Annotated in this window: 19 protein-coding genes; 9 read left to right on the top strand and 10 right to left on the bottom strand. The window is 61.7% G+C overall.

Annotation, left to right across the window (positions count from 1 at the left end; genetic code table 11):
* Positions 1 to 167 precede the first annotated feature (167 nt).
* A complete protein-coding gene (locus tag ACR0CG_RS03285) occupies positions 168 to 1151 on the top strand; it encodes a quinone oxidoreductase family protein (protein WP_480522836.1) in 984 nt (327 codons plus the stop codon).
* Between the two features lie 54 nt (positions 1152 to 1205).
* On the opposite strand, the gene ACR0CG_RS03290 is transcribed toward ACR0CG_RS03285, so the two are convergent.
* From ACR0CG_RS03290 to ACR0CG_RS03320, 7 genes are all read right to left on the bottom strand, one after another.
* Positions 1206 to 1682, bottom strand: coding sequence for a YHS domain-containing (seleno)protein (locus ACR0CG_RS03290; protein WP_170679775.1), 477 nt, complete (start codon positions 1680 to 1682; stop codon positions 1206 to 1208).
* 189 nt (positions 1683 to 1871) lie between these two features.
* Entirely contained in the window at positions 1872 to 2153 is a 282-nt protein-coding gene (locus ACR0CG_RS03295; protein ID WP_321249379.1) for a hypothetical protein, read from the bottom strand.
* Positions 2150 to 2755, bottom strand: coding sequence for a glycerol-3-phosphate 1-O-acyltransferase PlsY (gene plsY / locus ACR0CG_RS03300; RefSeq protein ID WP_321249377.1), 606 nt, complete (start codon positions 2753 to 2755; stop codon positions 2150 to 2152). The genes ACR0CG_RS03295 and plsY overlap by 4 nt, the downstream gene beginning before the upstream one ends.
* Positions 2755 to 4035, bottom strand: coding sequence for a dihydroorotase (gene pyrC / locus ACR0CG_RS03305; RefSeq protein WP_480522837.1), 1281 nt, complete (start codon positions 4033 to 4035; stop codon positions 2755 to 2757). The genes plsY and pyrC overlap by 1 nt, the downstream gene beginning before the upstream one ends.
* The gene (locus tag ACR0CG_RS03310; RefSeq protein ID WP_480522838.1) at positions 4032 to 4418 is read right to left on the bottom strand and encodes a hypothetical protein; all 387 of its coding nucleotides are present in this window, start codon (positions 4416 to 4418) and stop codon (positions 4032 to 4034) included. The genes pyrC and ACR0CG_RS03310 overlap by 4 nt, the downstream gene beginning before the upstream one ends.
* Positions 4403 to 4921 carry a hypothetical protein gene (locus tag ACR0CG_RS03315; protein WP_480522839.1) on the bottom strand — a complete coding sequence of 173 codons (519 nt, stop codon included), beginning with the start codon at positions 4919 to 4921 and terminating at the stop codon, positions 4403 to 4405. Before ACR0CG_RS03315 ends, ACR0CG_RS03310 begins: the two co-directional genes overlap by 16 nt.
* Positions 4918 to 5853: an aspartate carbamoyltransferase catalytic subunit gene (locus tag ACR0CG_RS03320; protein WP_170679609.1), complete on the bottom strand. Its 936-nt coding sequence runs from the start codon at positions 5851 to 5853 to the stop codon at positions 4918 to 4920. Before ACR0CG_RS03320 ends, ACR0CG_RS03315 begins: the two co-directional genes overlap by 4 nt.
* 509 nt (positions 5854 to 6362) lie before the next feature.
* Here ACR0CG_RS03320 and ACR0CG_RS03325 point away from each other — a divergent pair.
* The 7 genes from ACR0CG_RS03325 (at position 6363) to ACR0CG_RS03355 (ending at position 14113) form a co-directional block, all read left to right on the top strand.
* Positions 6363 to 6605: a hypothetical protein gene (locus ACR0CG_RS03325; RefSeq protein ID WP_480522840.1), complete on the top strand. Its 243-nt coding sequence runs from the start codon at positions 6363 to 6365 to the stop codon at positions 6603 to 6605.
* A gap of 10 nt (positions 6606 to 6615) precedes the next feature.
* A complete protein-coding gene (locus tag ACR0CG_RS03330) occupies positions 6616 to 7383 on the top strand; it encodes a uracil-DNA glycosylase (RefSeq protein WP_480522841.1) in 768 nt (255 codons plus the stop codon).
* A complete protein-coding gene (locus ACR0CG_RS03335; RefSeq protein WP_480522842.1) occupies positions 7380 to 7979 on the top strand; it encodes a metallophosphoesterase family protein in 600 nt (199 codons plus the stop codon). Before ACR0CG_RS03330 ends, ACR0CG_RS03335 begins: the two co-directional genes overlap by 4 nt.
* Entirely contained in the window at positions 7976 to 8596 is a 621-nt protein-coding gene (locus ACR0CG_RS03340) for a LysE family translocator (protein WP_480522843.1), read from the top strand. The genes ACR0CG_RS03335 and ACR0CG_RS03340 overlap by 4 nt, the downstream gene beginning before the upstream one ends.
* Before the next feature lie 6 nt (positions 8597 to 8602).
* Positions 8603 to 9145, top strand: a complete 543-nt coding sequence (moaB, locus tag ACR0CG_RS03345; RefSeq protein ID WP_170679617.1) for a molybdenum cofactor biosynthesis protein B — start codon at positions 8603 to 8605, stop codon at positions 9143 to 9145.
* A gap of 106 nt (positions 9146 to 9251) precedes the next feature.
* Positions 9252 to 10706 carry an efflux RND transporter periplasmic adaptor subunit gene (locus ACR0CG_RS03350; RefSeq protein WP_480522844.1) on the top strand — a complete coding sequence of 485 codons (1455 nt, stop codon included), beginning with the start codon at positions 9252 to 9254 and terminating at the stop codon, positions 10704 to 10706.
* Positions 10707 to 10711: 5 nt separating this feature from the next.
* Positions 10712 to 14113 (top strand): efflux RND transporter permease subunit, encoded by a 3402-nt coding sequence (locus ACR0CG_RS03355; RefSeq protein WP_480522845.1) that lies wholly within the window; start codon positions 10712 to 10714, stop codon positions 14111 to 14113.
* Here ACR0CG_RS03355 and ACR0CG_RS03360 read toward each other — a convergent pair.
* Together ACR0CG_RS03360 and ACR0CG_RS03365 are read right to left on the bottom strand one after the other, a co-directional pair.
* Positions 14091 to 14525, bottom strand: coding sequence for an NUDIX hydrolase (locus ACR0CG_RS03360; protein ID WP_480522846.1), 435 nt, complete (start codon positions 14523 to 14525; stop codon positions 14091 to 14093). The genes ACR0CG_RS03355 and ACR0CG_RS03360 overlap by 23 nt on opposite strands.
* 7 nt (positions 14526 to 14532) lie before the next feature.
* The gene (locus tag ACR0CG_RS03365) at positions 14533 to 15345 is read right to left on the bottom strand and encodes a protein-disulfide reductase DsbD domain-containing protein (protein ID WP_170679622.1); all 813 of its coding nucleotides are present in this window, start codon (positions 15343 to 15345) and stop codon (positions 14533 to 14535) included.
* A gap of 146 nt (positions 15346 to 15491) precedes the next feature.
* Here ACR0CG_RS03365 and ACR0CG_RS03370 point away from each other — a divergent pair, with 146 nt between their 5' ends.
* Positions 15492 to 16046: a YqgE/AlgH family protein gene (locus ACR0CG_RS03370; protein WP_170679624.1), complete on the top strand. Its 555-nt coding sequence runs from the start codon at positions 15492 to 15494 to the stop codon at positions 16044 to 16046.
* Here ACR0CG_RS03370 and ACR0CG_RS03375 read toward each other — a convergent pair whose 3' ends face one another.
* On the bottom strand, positions 16047 to 16997 hold the full coding sequence (locus ACR0CG_RS03375) for an L-threonylcarbamoyladenylate synthase (RefSeq protein WP_480522847.1): 951 nt from the start codon (positions 16995 to 16997) through the stop codon (positions 16047 to 16049).
* Positions 16998 to 17068: the final 71 nt, after the last annotated feature.

A 17068-nucleotide genomic window follows, 5' to 3' on the forward strand; every position in this document is an offset into this window, starting at 1 on the left:
TTGCGTCTCGGATCATGTCCGGCGCAGGGGGTCGTGGCCGGATCAGCCGACAACGTGTGAAATCACTATAGCACAGTATCTTCTTTTGCGCCGCCATAATTCTGAGACAGGTCAATTGCCCTGTGCCTCAGTCATGTTAGCTTGGTTGCAGGCGCAAGGAGGTGAGCATGCAGCAAACAGCACGTACCGTGGTCATTCATGAAACCGGCGGCCCCGAAGTTCTGCGAATCGAAGACAGGCCCGTGGGCGATCCCGGTCCGGGAGAGATTCGCATTCGGCATCACGCCTGTGGGTTGAATTTTATCGATGTCTATCAGCGGACCGGCCTTTATCCGCTGGAACTTCCACACGCCCTTGGCATGGAGGCCGCCGGGGTGGTTGAAGCCGTCGGCGAGGGCGTGACCCACCTTCAACCCGGTCAGCGAGCCGCCTATGCAGCGGCTCCCCCGGGCGCCTATTGCGAGGCACGCGTAATGCCGGCGGCGCAGGTCTGCCCGCTGCCCGACAGCATTCCGTTCGATGCCGCCGCTGCCATGATGCTGAAAGGGATGACGGTCGAATATCTGTTTCACCGGACGACGCCCCTGAAACGCGGCGACACGGTGTTGTTTCATGCCGCTGCCGGCGGGGTGGGACTGATCGCGTGCCAGTGGGCCAAGTCCGAGGGCATCACCCTGATCGGCACGGCGGGCACGGATGAAAAATGCCAGTTGGCCAGGTTCAACGGGGCCGCCGAATGCATCAATTACCGGACCGAAAATTTTGCCGAACGCGTGGCCGAGATCACCCACGGCAAGGGGGTGGACACGGTCATGGATTCAATCGGCGCGGATACGTTCGAAGGTTCTCTGGATTGCCTGAAACCATTGGGCATGATGATTTCGTTCGGCAATGCGTCCGGACCGGTGCCACCGGTGGATATCGGCATACTCGGCCGTAAAGGCTCTCTGAAGATCACCCGCCCGACCTTGTTCACCCACATCGCGGATCATTCGGTATGCCAGGCCATGGCCCGGCGTCTGTTCGGCAAGGTCGAAGGCCGGGAAGTCAGGCTGCACATCGATCAGCGCTTTGCCCTGTCACAGGTCGCCGATGCGCATCGGGCGCTGGAGGCGCGCCAGACGACCGGCAGCACGGTTCTTGAACCCTGAACGCAAATGGCGGCGGAAATCTCCGCCGCCGTTTGTTCTGAAAGGATCAGAAAATTACTGCTGCTGCAATTCAGCAGGGGTTTTATGAGCGATGGTTTCCCAGTTCGCGTCCGCTTTTTCGTTGAAGCCCGGGATGTCACCTTCCCAGCGTTCCTGGATGTCCGCCGACAGGTTCAGGTACAGCTTGTTGTCAACGATTTTCCAGTAGTTCGGATCACCGTCGAACTTGAAGCCCATGGCCGTGCCGAAGGCGCAGTAGCCGCCATATGCCGGCAGATAAGCCTCTGGGTTCTCTTCGAATGCGGCTTTGTTTTCTTCCGAGGAGAAGCGGTACAGGGCTTCGTTGTGCAGCGCGGTGATGCGGTAGTCGCCTTTGGTCGCTTCACCTGCGGTGAAATAGGCCACCGGGTCGTAGCCCTGCAAGGCCAGGCCGGTCGAACTTGCGTTCAGTTCAACACCCGCCGCCATGGCCGAGCTTGCAATTGCAACAGACAGCGCGACGCCGCCGATAAGGGATTTGATCTTGTTCATTGCTTCACCTTTCGTGAACCGGGTCACCAGATGGCGTTGGAATTGCACCTTGGTTTCCCTCGTGATTTTGTCCTGTGCGGTCGGTAATTGGCCGTCACAACACCCCAGTTGGGAAGCGGGCTGTTCACGTTCAAAGCAATCAATTGTGATTGTGCGGTTATGAATAGGTGATGTGCGGGAACGAAGGTTTCAGCCGACCGGTTGCGGATCGGGCACCAGCGCCATCGTGAACGCGATCACCTTGGCTGCAGACATCTCGCAGGGTCGGAGCAGCGCACCGCTGTTCTTGGTCTGATACAGGTTCAGGCTGATGAAATCTGTGCCGTCCAGCTGATGCGCCACCAGCTTGTGCGACTTGCCTTTCGCCACGGTCTGGCGGCACACGACATAACGCCCGTTGCGGCTCGTCCCGGTGAAAGTGCCCATGGGCAGGGCAAAGAACGCGTTCAGAAATTCGTCTGGCGGGGTCACGATTTGCCGATTTTCGGCTCGGTCCCGGCCTTGATACGCGCGACGTTGGCACTGTGCCGCCAGTAGACCAACAGGGTCAGAATTATCCCCAGAATGAACGTCGCGCCATCCGTCAGAACAACGATCCAAACCGTCAGCAGGGCCGCCGCTGCAAGCGCGCCAACCGAGGAGATCCTCCAGATCGCCGCCGCCACAAGCCAGCTCAGACAGCAGGCAACTCCGACCCGCCAGTCCAGCGCCAGCCACAGGCCCAGAAAGGTCGCGACACCCTTGCCGCCCTTGAAGCCCAGCCAGACCGGAAAGCAATGTCCCAGAAAAGCGGTCAGGGCGGCAATCTGGGCTGCGTCTTCTCCGGCCAGTGAACGTGCCAGCAGAACAGCCACCGCCCCCTTGGCCGCATCGAAAATCAGGGTCAGCGCGGCGGCGGCCTTGTTGCCGGTGCGCAGAACATTGGTGGCGCCGATATTGCCGGACCCGATACTGCGCAAGTTGCCCAGTCCCATGACCTTGGCGATGATCATGCCGAAGGGAACGGACCCCATAAGGTAACCGATCACAGCCCACAGGATCAGTTGGGTCATGGTACTGTCGATCAGGGGCATCAGGTTCTCCGGTAAACTTCTTTGCCAGCGACAAAAGTCGCTGTGACCTTACCCTGCATCCGCTGGCCGTCAAACGGTGTGTTCTGCGACTTGGATTTCAGGGCGAACCGGTCCAGCACAAAGGGGACATCGGGATCGAACAGCACCAGATCGGCCGGTGCGCCTTCGGACAGGCGACCGCACTCCAGGCCCAACCGTTTCGCCGGGTTCAGGGCCATGGCGCGAAACAGCGTCGGCAGGTCCAGCTGCTCGGCATGATAAAGGCGCAGCGCGGCGGGCAGCAGTGTTTCCAGCGCCACCGCGCCCGAGGCGGCTTCTTCAAACGGCAGACGCTTGCTTTCTTCGTCCTGTGGCGTGTGCATCGAGCTGATCGTGTCGATCAACCCGGTGCGCAGCGCCTCGATCACCGCCAGCCGGTCGTCTTCGGACCGCAACGGGGGTTTGACCTTGAAGAAGGTGCGATAGTCGGCCACGTCCAACTCGTTCAGCGTCAGATGATGGATCGAGGTCCCGGCGGTGATGTCCAGCCCATTGCGCTTGGCGCGTTCCAGTGCGGGCAGGGCGCGGGCGGTGGTGATCTGGTCGGCGTGGTATTTTGCACCGGTCATTTCCAGCAGGGCGATGTCGCGGTCCAGCCCCATCCGCTCGGCCATCGGCGATACGGCGGGCAGGCCGCGCAGGGCAGCGAACTTGCCACTGGTCGCGGCGGCCCCGGCGCTCAGGCCCGGTTCCTGCGGATGCGCGATGACCAGCGCGCCGCAGGATTTCGCGTAGGTCAACGCGCGAGAGAACACTTTGGTATTGGCGATAACGTGATCGCAATCGGTGAACGCAACGGCTCCTGCGTCTTGCAGGAAACCGATCTCGGTCATTTCGCGGCCCTCGCGGCCCTTGGTCAGGGCGGCCATCGGCAGCACGTTAACCGGTGTATCGGCCTGAGCCCGGCGGGTGACGAATTCCAACGTTTCCGGCGTGTCGATGGCGGGGCTGGTGTCGGGCCGGGTGACCATGGTGGTCACACCTCCGGCAGCAGCGGCGAGACCTGCGGATTTATAGCTTTCCTTGTGCCGTTCACCCGGTTCGCAGACCTTGACGCCAATATCGACGATACCCGGTGCCAGACAGTGGCCGCCGCAGTCGATGATTTGGGAGTCGCAAACCGGTGCCTGCCCCTCTCCGCGCGCCACAATCCGGCCCTCGGCGACCTGCAGCCACCCGGTTGCATCCGTTCCGGCCTCAGGGTCGATCAGGCGAGCGTTTGAGAAGAGAACGGTGCTCATGAAATAGCCCTTTCGATTGCGGCTTTGGTGGCGGCAGGGTCTGCCTGGTATTTGATCAGATGTTTGTCACCGCTTTTGGTGACGATCTGGACGAAGCTGCCTAGGATGTTGACCGCATCGATCTGGTTCAGCGGCACATTGCGGGGGCCGGGGCCGGTCAGGGTGGTATCCGTCATCTGCCATGTGGCAACCAGTTCTTCGGAGGCCAGATACCAGGCGCGGATGCCGATGGCGGCAAGCCCGGCGGGTGCGCCGGTCCAGACGTAGGGGTTGCCGATCAGCCAGAGAACCAGCATCGCACACGCCATGGCCCCGGCAGCGAGCCAGGCGTTGGTGCGGATATAGGCGCCTTTGTCCGGTGCGAAACTTACAGGATCAGCCACAGGACACCTCCGATTACCAGCAAGATCATCAGAGCCAGAATGGCCGACCCCATACGGCGTGGCTTGTCATCTACAGGGGCGACCTGAGGCGCCGAGAACGGTTTCGCGCTTTCGGTTTCGATCGGGCCGCCGGTCCAGTTGGTGGCCTCTTCGGTATAAAGACCGGTCAGGTGCAGCCTCGGGTCCGGCGTCAGTGTTACCGGGCGGTCGCCAAAGGCGGCACTGCGCACGACCATCACCCAGCCTTCGATGGCGTCCAACGCGGCGCGGTCCAGTTGGTCGGCAGAGACGCCGCAGCCCTCGTTCAGATAGCCGTAAAGCCCGAGGTCTTCGAGGTCCGAGACCGGAAAGACGTCGATCTGGTCCGGGTCCAGTCCGTCAACCCCCAGAACCTGATCGGCAGCGCCCGGTTCGCGCAGGAACTTCGCCTCTTCGGAACGCATGTCCAGCGTGAACAGGCGGATCACGCCGCGTTCGTGGGGGGCGACAGTCAGATCGCTCATGCGGCCTCGCGCAGGTTGCGGGCCAGCAGTTCCATCGCGGCCATCCGCACTGCGACGCCCATCTCGACCTGTTCCTGAATGACGGACCGGTTGATGTCATCGGCCAGTGTGCCGTCGATCTCGACGCCACGGTTCATCGGGCCGGGGTGCATGACGATCGCGTCGGGTTTTGCCAGCGCCAGCTTGGCGGCGTCCAGACCATAGCGATGGTAGTATTCCCTTTCCGAAGGGATAAACCCGCCATCCATCCGCTCTTTCTGAAGGCGCAGCATCATGACCACGTCGACATCTTTCAGGCCCTCGTTCATGTCGTCGTAGATTTCGGCTCCGAACTCGGCGAATTGCGCAGGCACCAGCGTCGGCGGGCCGATCAGGCGGATGCGGTTCTCCATCTTGCCCAGCAGGATCAGGTTCGAGCGTGCCACACGGGAATGGGCCACGTCTCCGCAAATGGCGATGTTCAGACGGTGTAGCCGGCCCTTGGCGCGCCGAATGGTCAGCGCGTCCAGCAGCGCCTGGGTCGGGTGCTCGTGCCGCCCGTCGCCCGCGTTCAGCACGGCGCAGTTCACCTTCTGCGCCAGCAGATCGACCGCGCCGGAATGCGGGTGCCGCACCACTAGCAGATCGGGATGCATCGCGTTCAGTGTCATAGCCGTATCAATCAGCGTCTCGCCCTTTTTGATCGAACTGGCCTGCATCGCCATGTTCATCACATCCGCGCCCAGCCGCTTGCCCGCAATCTCGAAACTTGCCTGCGTGCGGGTCGAGTTCTCGAAGAACATGTTGATCTGGGTCAGCCCCGCCAGCACATCCGAGTGTTTCGACGACTGGCGATTCATGTCGACGTATTTCTCGGCCAGATCCAGAATGGCGGTGATATCGGATTGCGACAGATGCTCGATGCCAAGAAGGTGACGATGGGCGAAACGCATGGGCGGGCTCCTGTCTGACAATCGGGCCGCTTATAAGAAGCCAGGCAGCGCAAGGCAACCTAAGGATCAGAGCTCTCGGGCAGTTTCTCGCACCCGCCTTTCGGCAGGCACTGCTCGCCGGGTTTGCACCATTTGCCATAACCGCAATCGATGGCCCGGACCGGCACACAGCCCTGATTTCTGGAGCATTTGAAGCCGGGACGACACTGCGATCCGGTTTTTTCGCACAAAAACCAGCCCGGGCGGGAGCAACCGCCAGCCGGCAGACAGGACGATCCCGCAGAACAGACATTTCCATCGTCGCAGGCGCTTGGCAGCCCGGGGTTGAAATCGGGCGTGATCCGTTCGCATTCTCCGCGCCCGTTGCAGAAACTGTTGCTTGGACAATCCAGGCGTGACGTGCATTTGTTTGCCCCTGCAGGCGCACAGCGGGTGCCGCCTGCCACGCAGCGTTCAAATGGCCCGCAAGACCGGCCCCCGCCGCAATAGGTTCCGCCTGCGCGGATGCAGTGGCCGTCAAAGCTGCACCGCTGGCCTCCGCTGCAGCACGTGCTGCCGCATTGGAACTGCCCTGCGCGGCACTGTCCGTGCTTGTCGTGAAAGGTGGCCATGGCCGGGCCGCAGCCAAAGACGTTGAACAGCAGCAGGAGCAGGATATATCTCAGAGCAATCAGCATGAACATGACCATCGTCGGTGCGACCGGGTGCCATGGCAAGGTCTATTCGCTTTCCCTCGGGCCAAAGCTGGTTAGATTATGAGGCATGGAATCGGCAATGGACCATCATACCGCGCGCGCCCTGCTGGAATGGCAGGTTGAACTGGGCGTCACCGACGCTATCGGTGACGCGCCGGTTGACCGCTATGCCTTGCCGGATACCGCGCCGAAGGCCCGGAAACAGGTTGTTGAACATTCGTCGCAAGAAAAGCCGCGACAGGCGGACCCAATTGCGGTTGCCGAAAAAGCCGCGCGCGGGGCAGGGTCGCTGCCGGAATTACGCGCAACGATGGATGCGTTCGATCTGTGCGACCTGAAGCGGGGAGCGCGGCAGCTGGTGTTCGCGGATGGCACCCCCGGCGCGCGGGTGATGATCATTGGCGAGGCGCCAGGCCGCGATGAGGATCGCGAAGGCAAGCCGTTTGTGGGTCGCGCCGGGCAATTGCTGGACCGGATGCTGGCTGCCATTGATCTGAACCGGGCCGAGAATGTCTACATCACGAACGTCCTGCCATGGCGCCCGCCGCAGAACCGTGATCCGAAGCCCGAGGAAATCGGCATGATGAAGCCGTTTCTGCAGCGTCATATCGCATTGGCAAACCCTGAGGTTCTTGTGGTGATGGGCAATATCAGCTGTCAGGCCGTGCTGGGCAAACGCGGCATCACGCGGCTGCGCGGGAAATGGGAACAGGCGCTGGATCTGCCGGTCATACCAATGTTTCACCCTGCCTATCTGCTGCGGCAGCCGCAGATGAAGCGGCAGGCCTGGGTCGATCTGCTGGAACTCAGGGCGTGTCTGGAGGCGAAGCGATGAAAATACTGGCGTTCTCGGACCTGCATATGGCGCGCAACCGCGCCGCCGATCTGGTTGCGGCCAGTGCAGAGGCCGATCTGGTGATTGGGGCCGGGGATTACTGCAACATGCGTCAGGGTCTGGACGAAGCGATGGCCATGCTGTCCGGTATCGCTGCACCGATGGTTCTGGTGCCGGGCAATGTCGAAAGCGCGGAAGAGCTGGCAGATGCCGTCCCTGACGGGGTGCATGTGCTGCACGGGTCCGGTATGACCGTCGACGGGCTGCGGCTGTTCGGTCTGGGTTACGGCGTGCCGGTTACGCCTTTTGGCGACTGGTCCTGTGACATGACCGAAGGCGATGCGACCGAAATGCTGGCACGATGCGTCGGGACCGACATCCTGATCGCGCATTCACCGCCGAAAGGGTACGGCGATAAGACATCTCAGGGGCTTTCTGTCGGGTCAACGGCCATCCGGAATGCAATAGAACGGATTCAGCCCACGTTGGTGCTTGGTGGCCATATCCATGACAGCTGGGGGTATCGCGGGTCCATCGGCCGGTCGCACGTCGCCAATCTCGGTCCGCGAGTCAACTGGTTCGAGGTCCGCGCATGATCGAGACCGTGACGCTGCTGGCCTTTGTGCCTGCGGCCATCGCACTGAATCTGACGCCGGGTGCGGATATGATGTTCTGTTTCGGGCAGGGGCTGCGATCCGGCACAAAACCCGCGATTGCCGCCAGCGCCGGAATTTCGATGGGCTCGATGATCCATGTTTCGCTGGCCGGGCTGGGATTGGGCGCGGTTGTTGCCGCTGTTCCGTGGGTGTTCGACGCGATCCGCTGGCTGGGTGTCGCCTATCTGCTGTATCTGGCATGGGGTGCGATACGGCACGGCGCGATCTCGGCCGAAGGTCCGGCAAAACCGACACGCTATGCCTTTCGCGACGGGTTTCTGGTCAACCTGACCAACCCGAAAGTCATTCTGTTTGTCCTCGCCTTTATTCCGCAATTCGTAAACCCCGCCTCGGGGTCCGTTCTGCTGCAATTCCTGATCTTCGGGGCGATCATTTCCATCGGCGGGTTCGTTATCAACGGGCTGGTGGGCGTGTTTGCCGGAGGCGCGGGTCAAATGCTGATCAACAGCCCCCGCGCGTCCAGAATTCTGAGCTGGGTCAGTGGCGGCATCTTCACCGCTCTGGCGATCCGGCTTGCCATCATGGAAAGGGCCTGACGCCAAATGTCACGCATTGATGAAACCATGGAGTTCATCCCGGTTCGTATCGCCGTTCTGACCGTGTCAGATACGCGCTCGATTGAGGAAGACCGTTCAGGCCAGACCCTGGTCGACCGGATTGAACGGGCCGGCCACACCCTTGCCGACCGCAAAATCCTGCCGGATGAGCGCAGCCAGATCGCAGATCAGCTGCGGGCCTGGATCGCCGAGCCCGATATTGACGTTGTCCTGTCGACCGGGGGGACCGGCCTGACGGGGCGCGATGTCACGGTCGAGGCGCATCGAGACGTCTATGAAAAGGAAATCGAGGCGTTTGGAACCGTCTTCACCATCATCTCGATGGAAAAGATCGGCACTTCGGCTGTTCAGTCGCGCGCAACAGGCGGCGTGGCGGGCGGGACCTATCTGTTTGCCCTCCCCGGCAGTCCCGGCGCGTGCAAGGACGCCTGGGACGGGATTTTGGAAAAACAGTTCGATTACCGGCATCGCCCCTGCAATTTTGTGGAAATAATGCCGCGATTGGACGAACATCTGCGACGGAAGTAGACTGGTCATACGTTCAAGTCCTTATAACCGCCTTGTGGCTTGGCTTATTTTCCGGTCCAGCTACATTTCGCGTATGGCAGCCTGTTGCAACTTGGGTGAATGATTGATGCGATTTCTGAGGCAAAGCCTTGTCGGTGTCTTTCTGGCGTCCCTGACGCTGGCCCTGTTGTTTGTCGCTGCACAGATGATCGCAAATGCGCTGCAGGATGTGCTGACCAGGGACGAAAACCGCCCGCCAGCGCAGGAGAGGGTATTTGCGGTCAGCGTCAAACCCGCGCTGGTGGAAACGGTAATCCCCTATCTGGATGCATTTGGCGAAGTGCAAAGCCGCCGCAGGCTTGAGTTGCGCGCAGCTCTGGGTGGGCGGGTTGTGTCCCTGGCCGAGGAATTTGAAGATGGCGGCGTTGTGTCCGCTGGCGAGGTGCTGGTTGAACTGGACCCCGCCGATGCGCAATCGGCGCTGGACCGTGCCAAGTCCGATCTGCTGGATGCCCAGTTCGAAGAGCGCGATGCCGAACGGTCGCTGCTGCTGGCGCAGGACGAGTTGAACTCGGCCGAAGCTCAGGCAGAGTTGCGCGGACGCGCCCTGCAGCGCCAGAAGGATCTGCAAAGCCGTGGCGTTGGTGCCGCCGCCAGCGTGGAAGAGGCTGAACTGGCCGCAGCGTCGGCTCAGCAATCGGTTCTGGCCCGGCGGATCGCACTGGCGCAGGCCGAATCCCGTGTCGATCAGGCCACCACGTTGCTGGCCCGCGCGCGGATCGCCTTGGAAGCGGCCGAGCGGGATCTGGACGACATGACGATTCGCGCCCGGTTTGGCGGCACGCTGACCGATGTCACACTGGTCGAGGGCCGATTGGTGACGGCCAATGAAAAACTGGCCGAACTGGTCGATCCGGACGCGCTGGAAGTGGCGTTTCGGGTGTCGACCGCACAGTATGTGCGCCTGCTGGACGCGCGGGGCGAGCTGATCAAAGCCCCCGTTTCCGTGTCGCTGGAAGTGACCGGCACTGACCTGGTCGCCCTTGGCCGGATCAGCCGCGACAGCGGATCGGCGGGGGAAGGGCAGACCGGTCGGTTGATTTATGCCCGCCTGAATGATGCGTTTGGTTTCAAACCCGGTGACTTCGTAACGGTCTCGGTCGAGGAACAACCCGTCGAGAATGTTGTTCGCATGCCGTCGACGGCTCTTGATGCGTTTGGCACCGTACTGGTGCTGGGTGATGGCGACCGGCTTGAGGCGCTGCCTGTGCAATTGATCCGCCGACAGGGCGATGAGGTGCTGTTGCGCGGGGAGGGGCTGGAAGGACGCGAGGTGGTGATCGGGCGCACCCCGTTGCTGGGCGCGGGCGTACGTGTGCGCCCCTTGCGGGCCGAAGCCCGGGCGCAACCGGACACGGATATGGTCGAGCTGTCGGATGAACAACGCGCGCAGTTTGTGGCGCAGGTCGAAGCCAGTGCAGGTATGTCGCAGGACGCCAAGGCCCGCGTGCTGGGCCAGTTGAGCGAGGCGAAAGTGCCTGCATCGCTGGTGCGCCGTCTTGAAAGCCCGACAGGGGGATAAGCGTCATGATGCGCGAAATCCCCGGTGCGGCAGGCGGTATCCTGAGCTACTTCATCCGGCACCGGACCGTGGCCAATCTTTTGCTGCTGGTGATGTTGGTTCTGGGCGCCGCTGCGATTCCGAACATGCGGGCGCAGTTCTTTCCCGATGTGGTGCTGGAACGGGTGGACGTCACCGTCAATTGGGATCAGGCCGGCCCCGAGGATATGGACAGTGCCATCGTCAGGGTTCTGGAACCGGCCCTGCTGGCTGTCGAGGGCGTGACCAGCACCGAATCCAGTTCGCATCCCGGACATTCGCGCATCCGGATGGAGTTCGAACCGGACTGGGACATGGCCAGGGCCGTCGAGGAGGTGCGCACCGCCGTTGACGCTGTGACCGATCTGCCAGACGACGCTGACGAGCCCGTAATCCGGCGCGGCGCCTGGCGGGATCGCGTCACGGACGTTGTACTGACCGGACCGGTCGGGACCGAACAGCTTGCGAACTTCACCGATGAGCTGATCAGCCGACTGTTCGCAGCCGGTGTGACCCGCACATCGATCCGCGGCATAGCCGCGCCGCGTGTGGTGGTCGAGGTGCCGACCGCGCAGCTGATTGCCAATGACATCACTCTGTCCGAGATCGCCTCGGCCATTGCGGCCGAGGTCAATGCCAGCCCTGCGGGGCTGGTAACAGGGGCAAATGCACGCATCAAAGCCGGCACAGAAAAACGTACGCCCGAAGAAATCGAAGGCATTGCGCTGCGCACGTTCGAGGACGGCGCGAAGCTGGTGGTCGGCGATGTGGCGCGGATTTTCGTGGAAGGCGTCACCCGTCATCGCAGCTATTTCGTCGATGACGACCCGGCCATGTCGATCCGCGTCGATCGCTCGAATCTTGGGGATGCGATCGACATCCAGCATCGGGTCGAGGATGTCGTCGCCGAGATGCAAGCCAGTCTGCCCGATGGTGTCACGATCGAACTGATCCGGACCCGGGCGCAGGCCATCACCGACAGGCTGAACATTCTTGTCGACAACGGCTTGCTCGGCCTGGGTCTTGTGGTCTGCCTGCTGTTTCTCTTTCTCAATGCGCGTATTGCGTTCTGGGTTGCAGCCGGTATTCCCGTGGCCATGTCCGCCGCGATCGCGTTCATGTATATCGGCGGGCTGTCCATCAACATGGTTTCACTGTTCGGCCTGATCATCACACTGGGTATTGTGGTCGATGACGCCATCGTGGTCGGTGAACATGCCGATTTCCGTGCACGGCGATTGGGCGAGGCACCGATGGTTGCAGCCGAACGGGCCGCGCGACGGATGGCGATGCCCGTCTTTGCCGCAACGGTCACAACGGTTATCGCCTTTTTTGGCCTGACCTTGGTTGGCGGGCGCTTTGGCGTATTGATCCGCGATGTCCCGTTTACCGTGATTGCCGTCCTGATCGCCTCACTGATCGAGTGTTTCCTGATCCTGCCGAACCATATGGCCCATGCCATCAAACACTCGGCCAAGGAACACTGGTATGACCTGCCCAACCGGGTGGTGAACAAAGGGTTTCGCTGGGTGCGCGACCACCTGTTCCGACCGCTGATCGCCTGGGTGGTCTGGGCCCGCTATGTGGTTGTCGCGGTGATGGTGGTGATTCTGGCCAGTCAGGTCGCTCTGTTTATCCGTGGAGATGTGAACTGGCGCTTTTTCAACGCGCCCGAGCGTGGTTCGGTCACAGGCAGCTTCATCATGCGCGAAGGGGCGACGCGGGATGACACGCTGGAAATGATGCGCATGTTGCAGCAGGCCGCCGAAGAGATGGGTCAGATCTATGCGGAGCGCCATGGGCGCAATCCAATCGAATATGCGCTGGCCCAGATCGGCGACACGCCGGGCTATGGGCTTGCGGCGGCAGACGGCAAGGACGGGTCGCTGCTGGGGGGTATTTCCATCGAACTGATCGATGCCGATCAGCGCCCCTATTCCAGTTTCGAGTTTGTCGGCGAATTGCAGGAATATGTTCCGCGCCACCCCAAGGTCGAGCTTGTCACGTTTCGTGGCTGGCGGTCCGGCCCGGGCGGCGATGCGATCGATGTCCAGTTTTATGGGGCTGAGATCGACACGCTCAAATCGGCGTCCGAGGATTTGCAGACCGAACTGTCGAAATACCCCGAGGTTTCCGCGCTGCAGGACGATCTGGCCTATGACAAGGAAGACTTCATCCTGGAACTCACAGCACAGGGTCAGGCCCTGGGCTTCCGGATTGAAACGCTGGGCCGGGTTTTGCGCAGCCGCCTGAACGGCATCGAGGCCGCAACCTTTCCAGATGGTCCGCGCAGCGCCGAAATACGGGTTGAACTGCCCGAAAGCGAACTGACGGCCGATTTTCTGGAACGCACACTGATGCGGTCGCCCGAAGGGATATACGTACCGCTGGCCGATATCGTTTCCGTTCAGCGAAAGTCGGGCTTTTCCACGATCCGGCGCGAGAATGGCTTGCGGGTGGTCTCGGTAAATGGCGACATCTCTGAAGATGACCCCGATCGCGCCGCTGAAATTGAACGCGCCCTCAGTCAGGAAATCCTGCCCAAAATCGCCTCCGAACGGCAGGTCGAATGGCGCATGTCGGGGCTGAGTGAGCAGGAAGATGATTTCCTGTCGCAGGCGCGCACCGGTCTGATCCTGTGCCTGACAGGCATCTATCTGGTTCTGGCCTGGGTCTTTGCAAGCTGGACACGGCCGTTGCTGGTCATGGCGATCATTCCATTTGGCCTCGTGGGTGCCATCTGGGGCCACTACATCTGGGCTGTACCGCTTAGCATGTTCACGGTCGTGGGCCTGCTGGGGATGACAGGGATAATCATCAACGACTCCATCGTGCTGGTGACGACCATCGACGCCTATCAACAGGACAGAGGGTTGTTTCCGTCCATTGTCGAAGGCACAGCCGACAGGTTGCGGCCGGTGATGCTGACCACTTTGACCACGGTTCTGGGTCTCACTCCGCTGCTGTACGAAGGCTCGCAGCAGGCGCAGTTCCTCAAGCCCACAGTGATCACGCTGGTCTACGGTCTTGGGTTCGGAATGCTTCTGGTTCTGTTGCTTGTACCTGCGCTGCTGGCCATCCTGAATGACGTGACACGTCCGATGACCTCAATGCGTCGCGCCCTGCGCGCGCCGGATAGGGTGGTGCAAGGGATGATTGTCATAACCGGTTTGGCATTGCTGGCCTGGTTTGCGGTGACGATGGTGTGGCCCGCTGTCGCGGGCACGCCGCTGACCGCTCTGACCGACTTTTACCCCGGCGAAGATGGTTCTGCGGTTCTACGTATGGGACTGGGTGTGTTCGTTGCTGGTGCGGCGCTGATCCTGGTGCTGAGCGTTGCGCTTTCCGGTCTGATTTACGCGCGGCTCAGAGGCCGGATCGGGGCTTGACCCCGTCCAATGCGGTCTCCAGCAGGTCGGCGACACGTGCGCTCATACTCAATTCGCCGCGCGTGATCTGATCGATGGGAAACCAGCGCGCGTCCATCGCGTCATCGCCGGCAACCGGATCGCCGGACTGATACCGGCAGGCTACGCCGACCAGCAGGTAATGCGACAGAACCTGCCCGTTGGGATCACGACGCAGCAGATCCAGATTGTCCAGATACTGCAGAGGTTCAGCCATCACCGATGTTTCTTCGTGCAGCTCGCGCTGCGCGGCCTGCATCACGGTCTCGCCCCATTCGACATGACCGCCGGGAAATCCCCAAAGTCCGGCATCCGGTTGCTTGCAGCGCTGTACAAGCAACACCTGATCCTGATGGACAACAACGGCCAGAGCGCCGATTTTTGGGTATTGCATCACCGGATCAGCCCGCGCTGCATCCCTGAATGTCAACCGCGTGGCTGCTGCCCAGCACGGTGATCCTGACGGCTGACCGGTCCAGCGCAAAGGGGCTGCCCGATGCATTGACCACCTCGGTCCGGGCGATCAGCGTGTCGCCCTGCCGCCGGGTTTCGGGATGTGCGGCCCACAAAGCCGGATTGCCCGGCTCGATCACGGCGACCTCGGTCCCTCCGGCCGACGGCATGGTGATGCGCGCCTCGATTTGCATGCCATCTTTTGTGGGCGACAGGTGGCATTTGGCGCTGGCCACACGGGCCTCGTTGGCGGAATAGGGGCGTTGTGCCAATGCGGCGGCAATGGCCGGGTTGCGTCCTGCGTTCTTGTCCAGAGTATGATCGAAACCCAGCCGCTCGGGGATGCAGACATCCTTGCACACGCCCAGATCCATCTCACCGCGCAGACGTACTGGTTTGGCAGGATTCTTTGGCGTGATCTCGACCGGAAGGACCAGCTGATCCTGATACCCGATCGAGCGCAACCCGTTCTGGTCAAAAACATCCGGCGCAGGCCAGGTGATCGAAATGTCGCCAACGTTGCGCGACCCTTTCCAGTCGAACTGTGGCGGGATGCCCGCATCGCCCGGCGCGCGCCAGTAAGTTTTCCACCCGTCTTTCAGGGTCAGGCGCAACGCACCCAGATAGGTACCGTTGGCAGTGCGCCCGCCATCCAGAATATCCAGTTGCACAGGTTTGCCCGCGCTCTGCGACAGGGCAGGCGAGGCAAGGGCAAAACAGGCGGTCAGCGCAACTGCGGCGGGTCTGAGAAGTGATCGCATACTACATAAATGCGCGCTCTGGCGCGCGAATCCAAGTCACGTTCCGGTCACTGGGGTGAAATACCGCTAAATGTCGGACGATCCCTTGCCAATTGTGGTCCCACGGGTTCATTGTTGAGACAGGACTCAGTCAGAAACGGCGGCTTATGGATCTTACCGGAAAACTGTTGATTGCGATGCCGGGAATGGGCGATCCGCGCTTTGACCACTCGGTTGTCTATATCTGCAGCCATGGTGAAGACGGCGCCATGGGGCTGATTGTCAACAAACCGTCGGACCTGCGCATCAAGACATTGCTGGGGCAGCTCAATATTGCCTGCAACATTCCCGTCATAGGTGAGCGTCTGGTCCATTTCGGCGGTCCGGTCGAGATGTCGCGCGGCTTCGTCCTGCACAGTGCTGATTACGAAGCCAACCTGCACTCGATGCAGATTTCGACCGATTTCAGCATGACGGCCACGCTGGACGTGCTGGAAGATCTGGCTTCGGGGCGGGGGCCTTTGAACTCGATGCTGACGCTGGGATACTCCGGATGGGGCCCGGGCCAGCTTGAGGACGAGATTGCCATGAATGGTTGGCTGACGACCGATGCAACCTCGAAACTGGTGTTCGATGTCGCTGATGACGAAAAGTGGGAAGCCGCGCTGGCAACCCTGGGCGTTGATCCCCTGACCTTGTCGGCCAGCGCAGGACGCGCCTGATCAGCCGTCGCGCGGGGCCGCCGCGCGGCGCAGCCGGTCGTTGATTGCCGCCCCGAGGCCATGGTCGGGGATCGGGGAGACCGCAATCGGGCGGCCTGTTGTGTTCAGCGCATGAAGGGCAGAAAACAGGTTGGCCGCAGCTTCGGTCAGAACACCATCAGCCGACAAGTTCAAATCGCAGTCGACCGGCCCAAAGCCCAGCAGGACTTCATCGCCCTGTCGGGACAGCGCATTCAGCCGAACAGGCGCGTCCGGCGCATAATGAGACTGTAATTGTCCCGGCGCTGTCAGCAGGTCCCCGGGCTGGTGATGATGCAGTCGCGTGTTCAGAACTTCCTCGATCTGTTCCAGCGCCACGCCGCCCGGACGCAGCAGCGCCGGTTCTCCGGCCAGGCCGACGATGGTCGATTCCAGCCCGACACCGCAGGGGCCGTCATCCAGAATGGCTGCGATACGCCCACCCAGGCCGGCGCGCACATGCTCGGCGGTGGTCGGGCTGATCTGTCCTGAGGGGTTGGCGGATGGTGCGGCCACCGGACCATCGAATTCGGCCAGCAATGCCCGCGCGCTGGGATGCGCAGGCACCCGGACGGCCAGCGTGTCCAGCCCGGCTGTGACCAGCGATGAAATGCCATGTCCGTCGCGCAGCGGCAGGACCAGCGTCAAAGGCCCGGGCCAGAACGCGGCGGCCAGTCGATCGGCCTGATCGGACCAGTGGACGAACCGCTGCGCTGCCTGAACGGATGCGACATGCGCGATCAGCGGATTGAAGCTGGGCCGCCCCTTTGCTTCATAAATCGCGGCGACCGCTTCGCCATTACGGGCATCACCGCCCAGGCCATAGACCGTCTCGGTCGCAAACGCGACCAGAAGACCCTGCCGCAGCAGATCCGCCGCACGCGAAATGCCGGCCGGATCTGCGCTCAGGTCGAGTGTGCCGTGGGGGATCATGACTGGTGACGCCGCGTTTTGATTGCTTGTAACATGGGGAAGAGTAGGTAATGCCTTCGAGCCCAGATGCA

The organism is Ruegeria sp. AB8, from assembly GCF_056542605.1.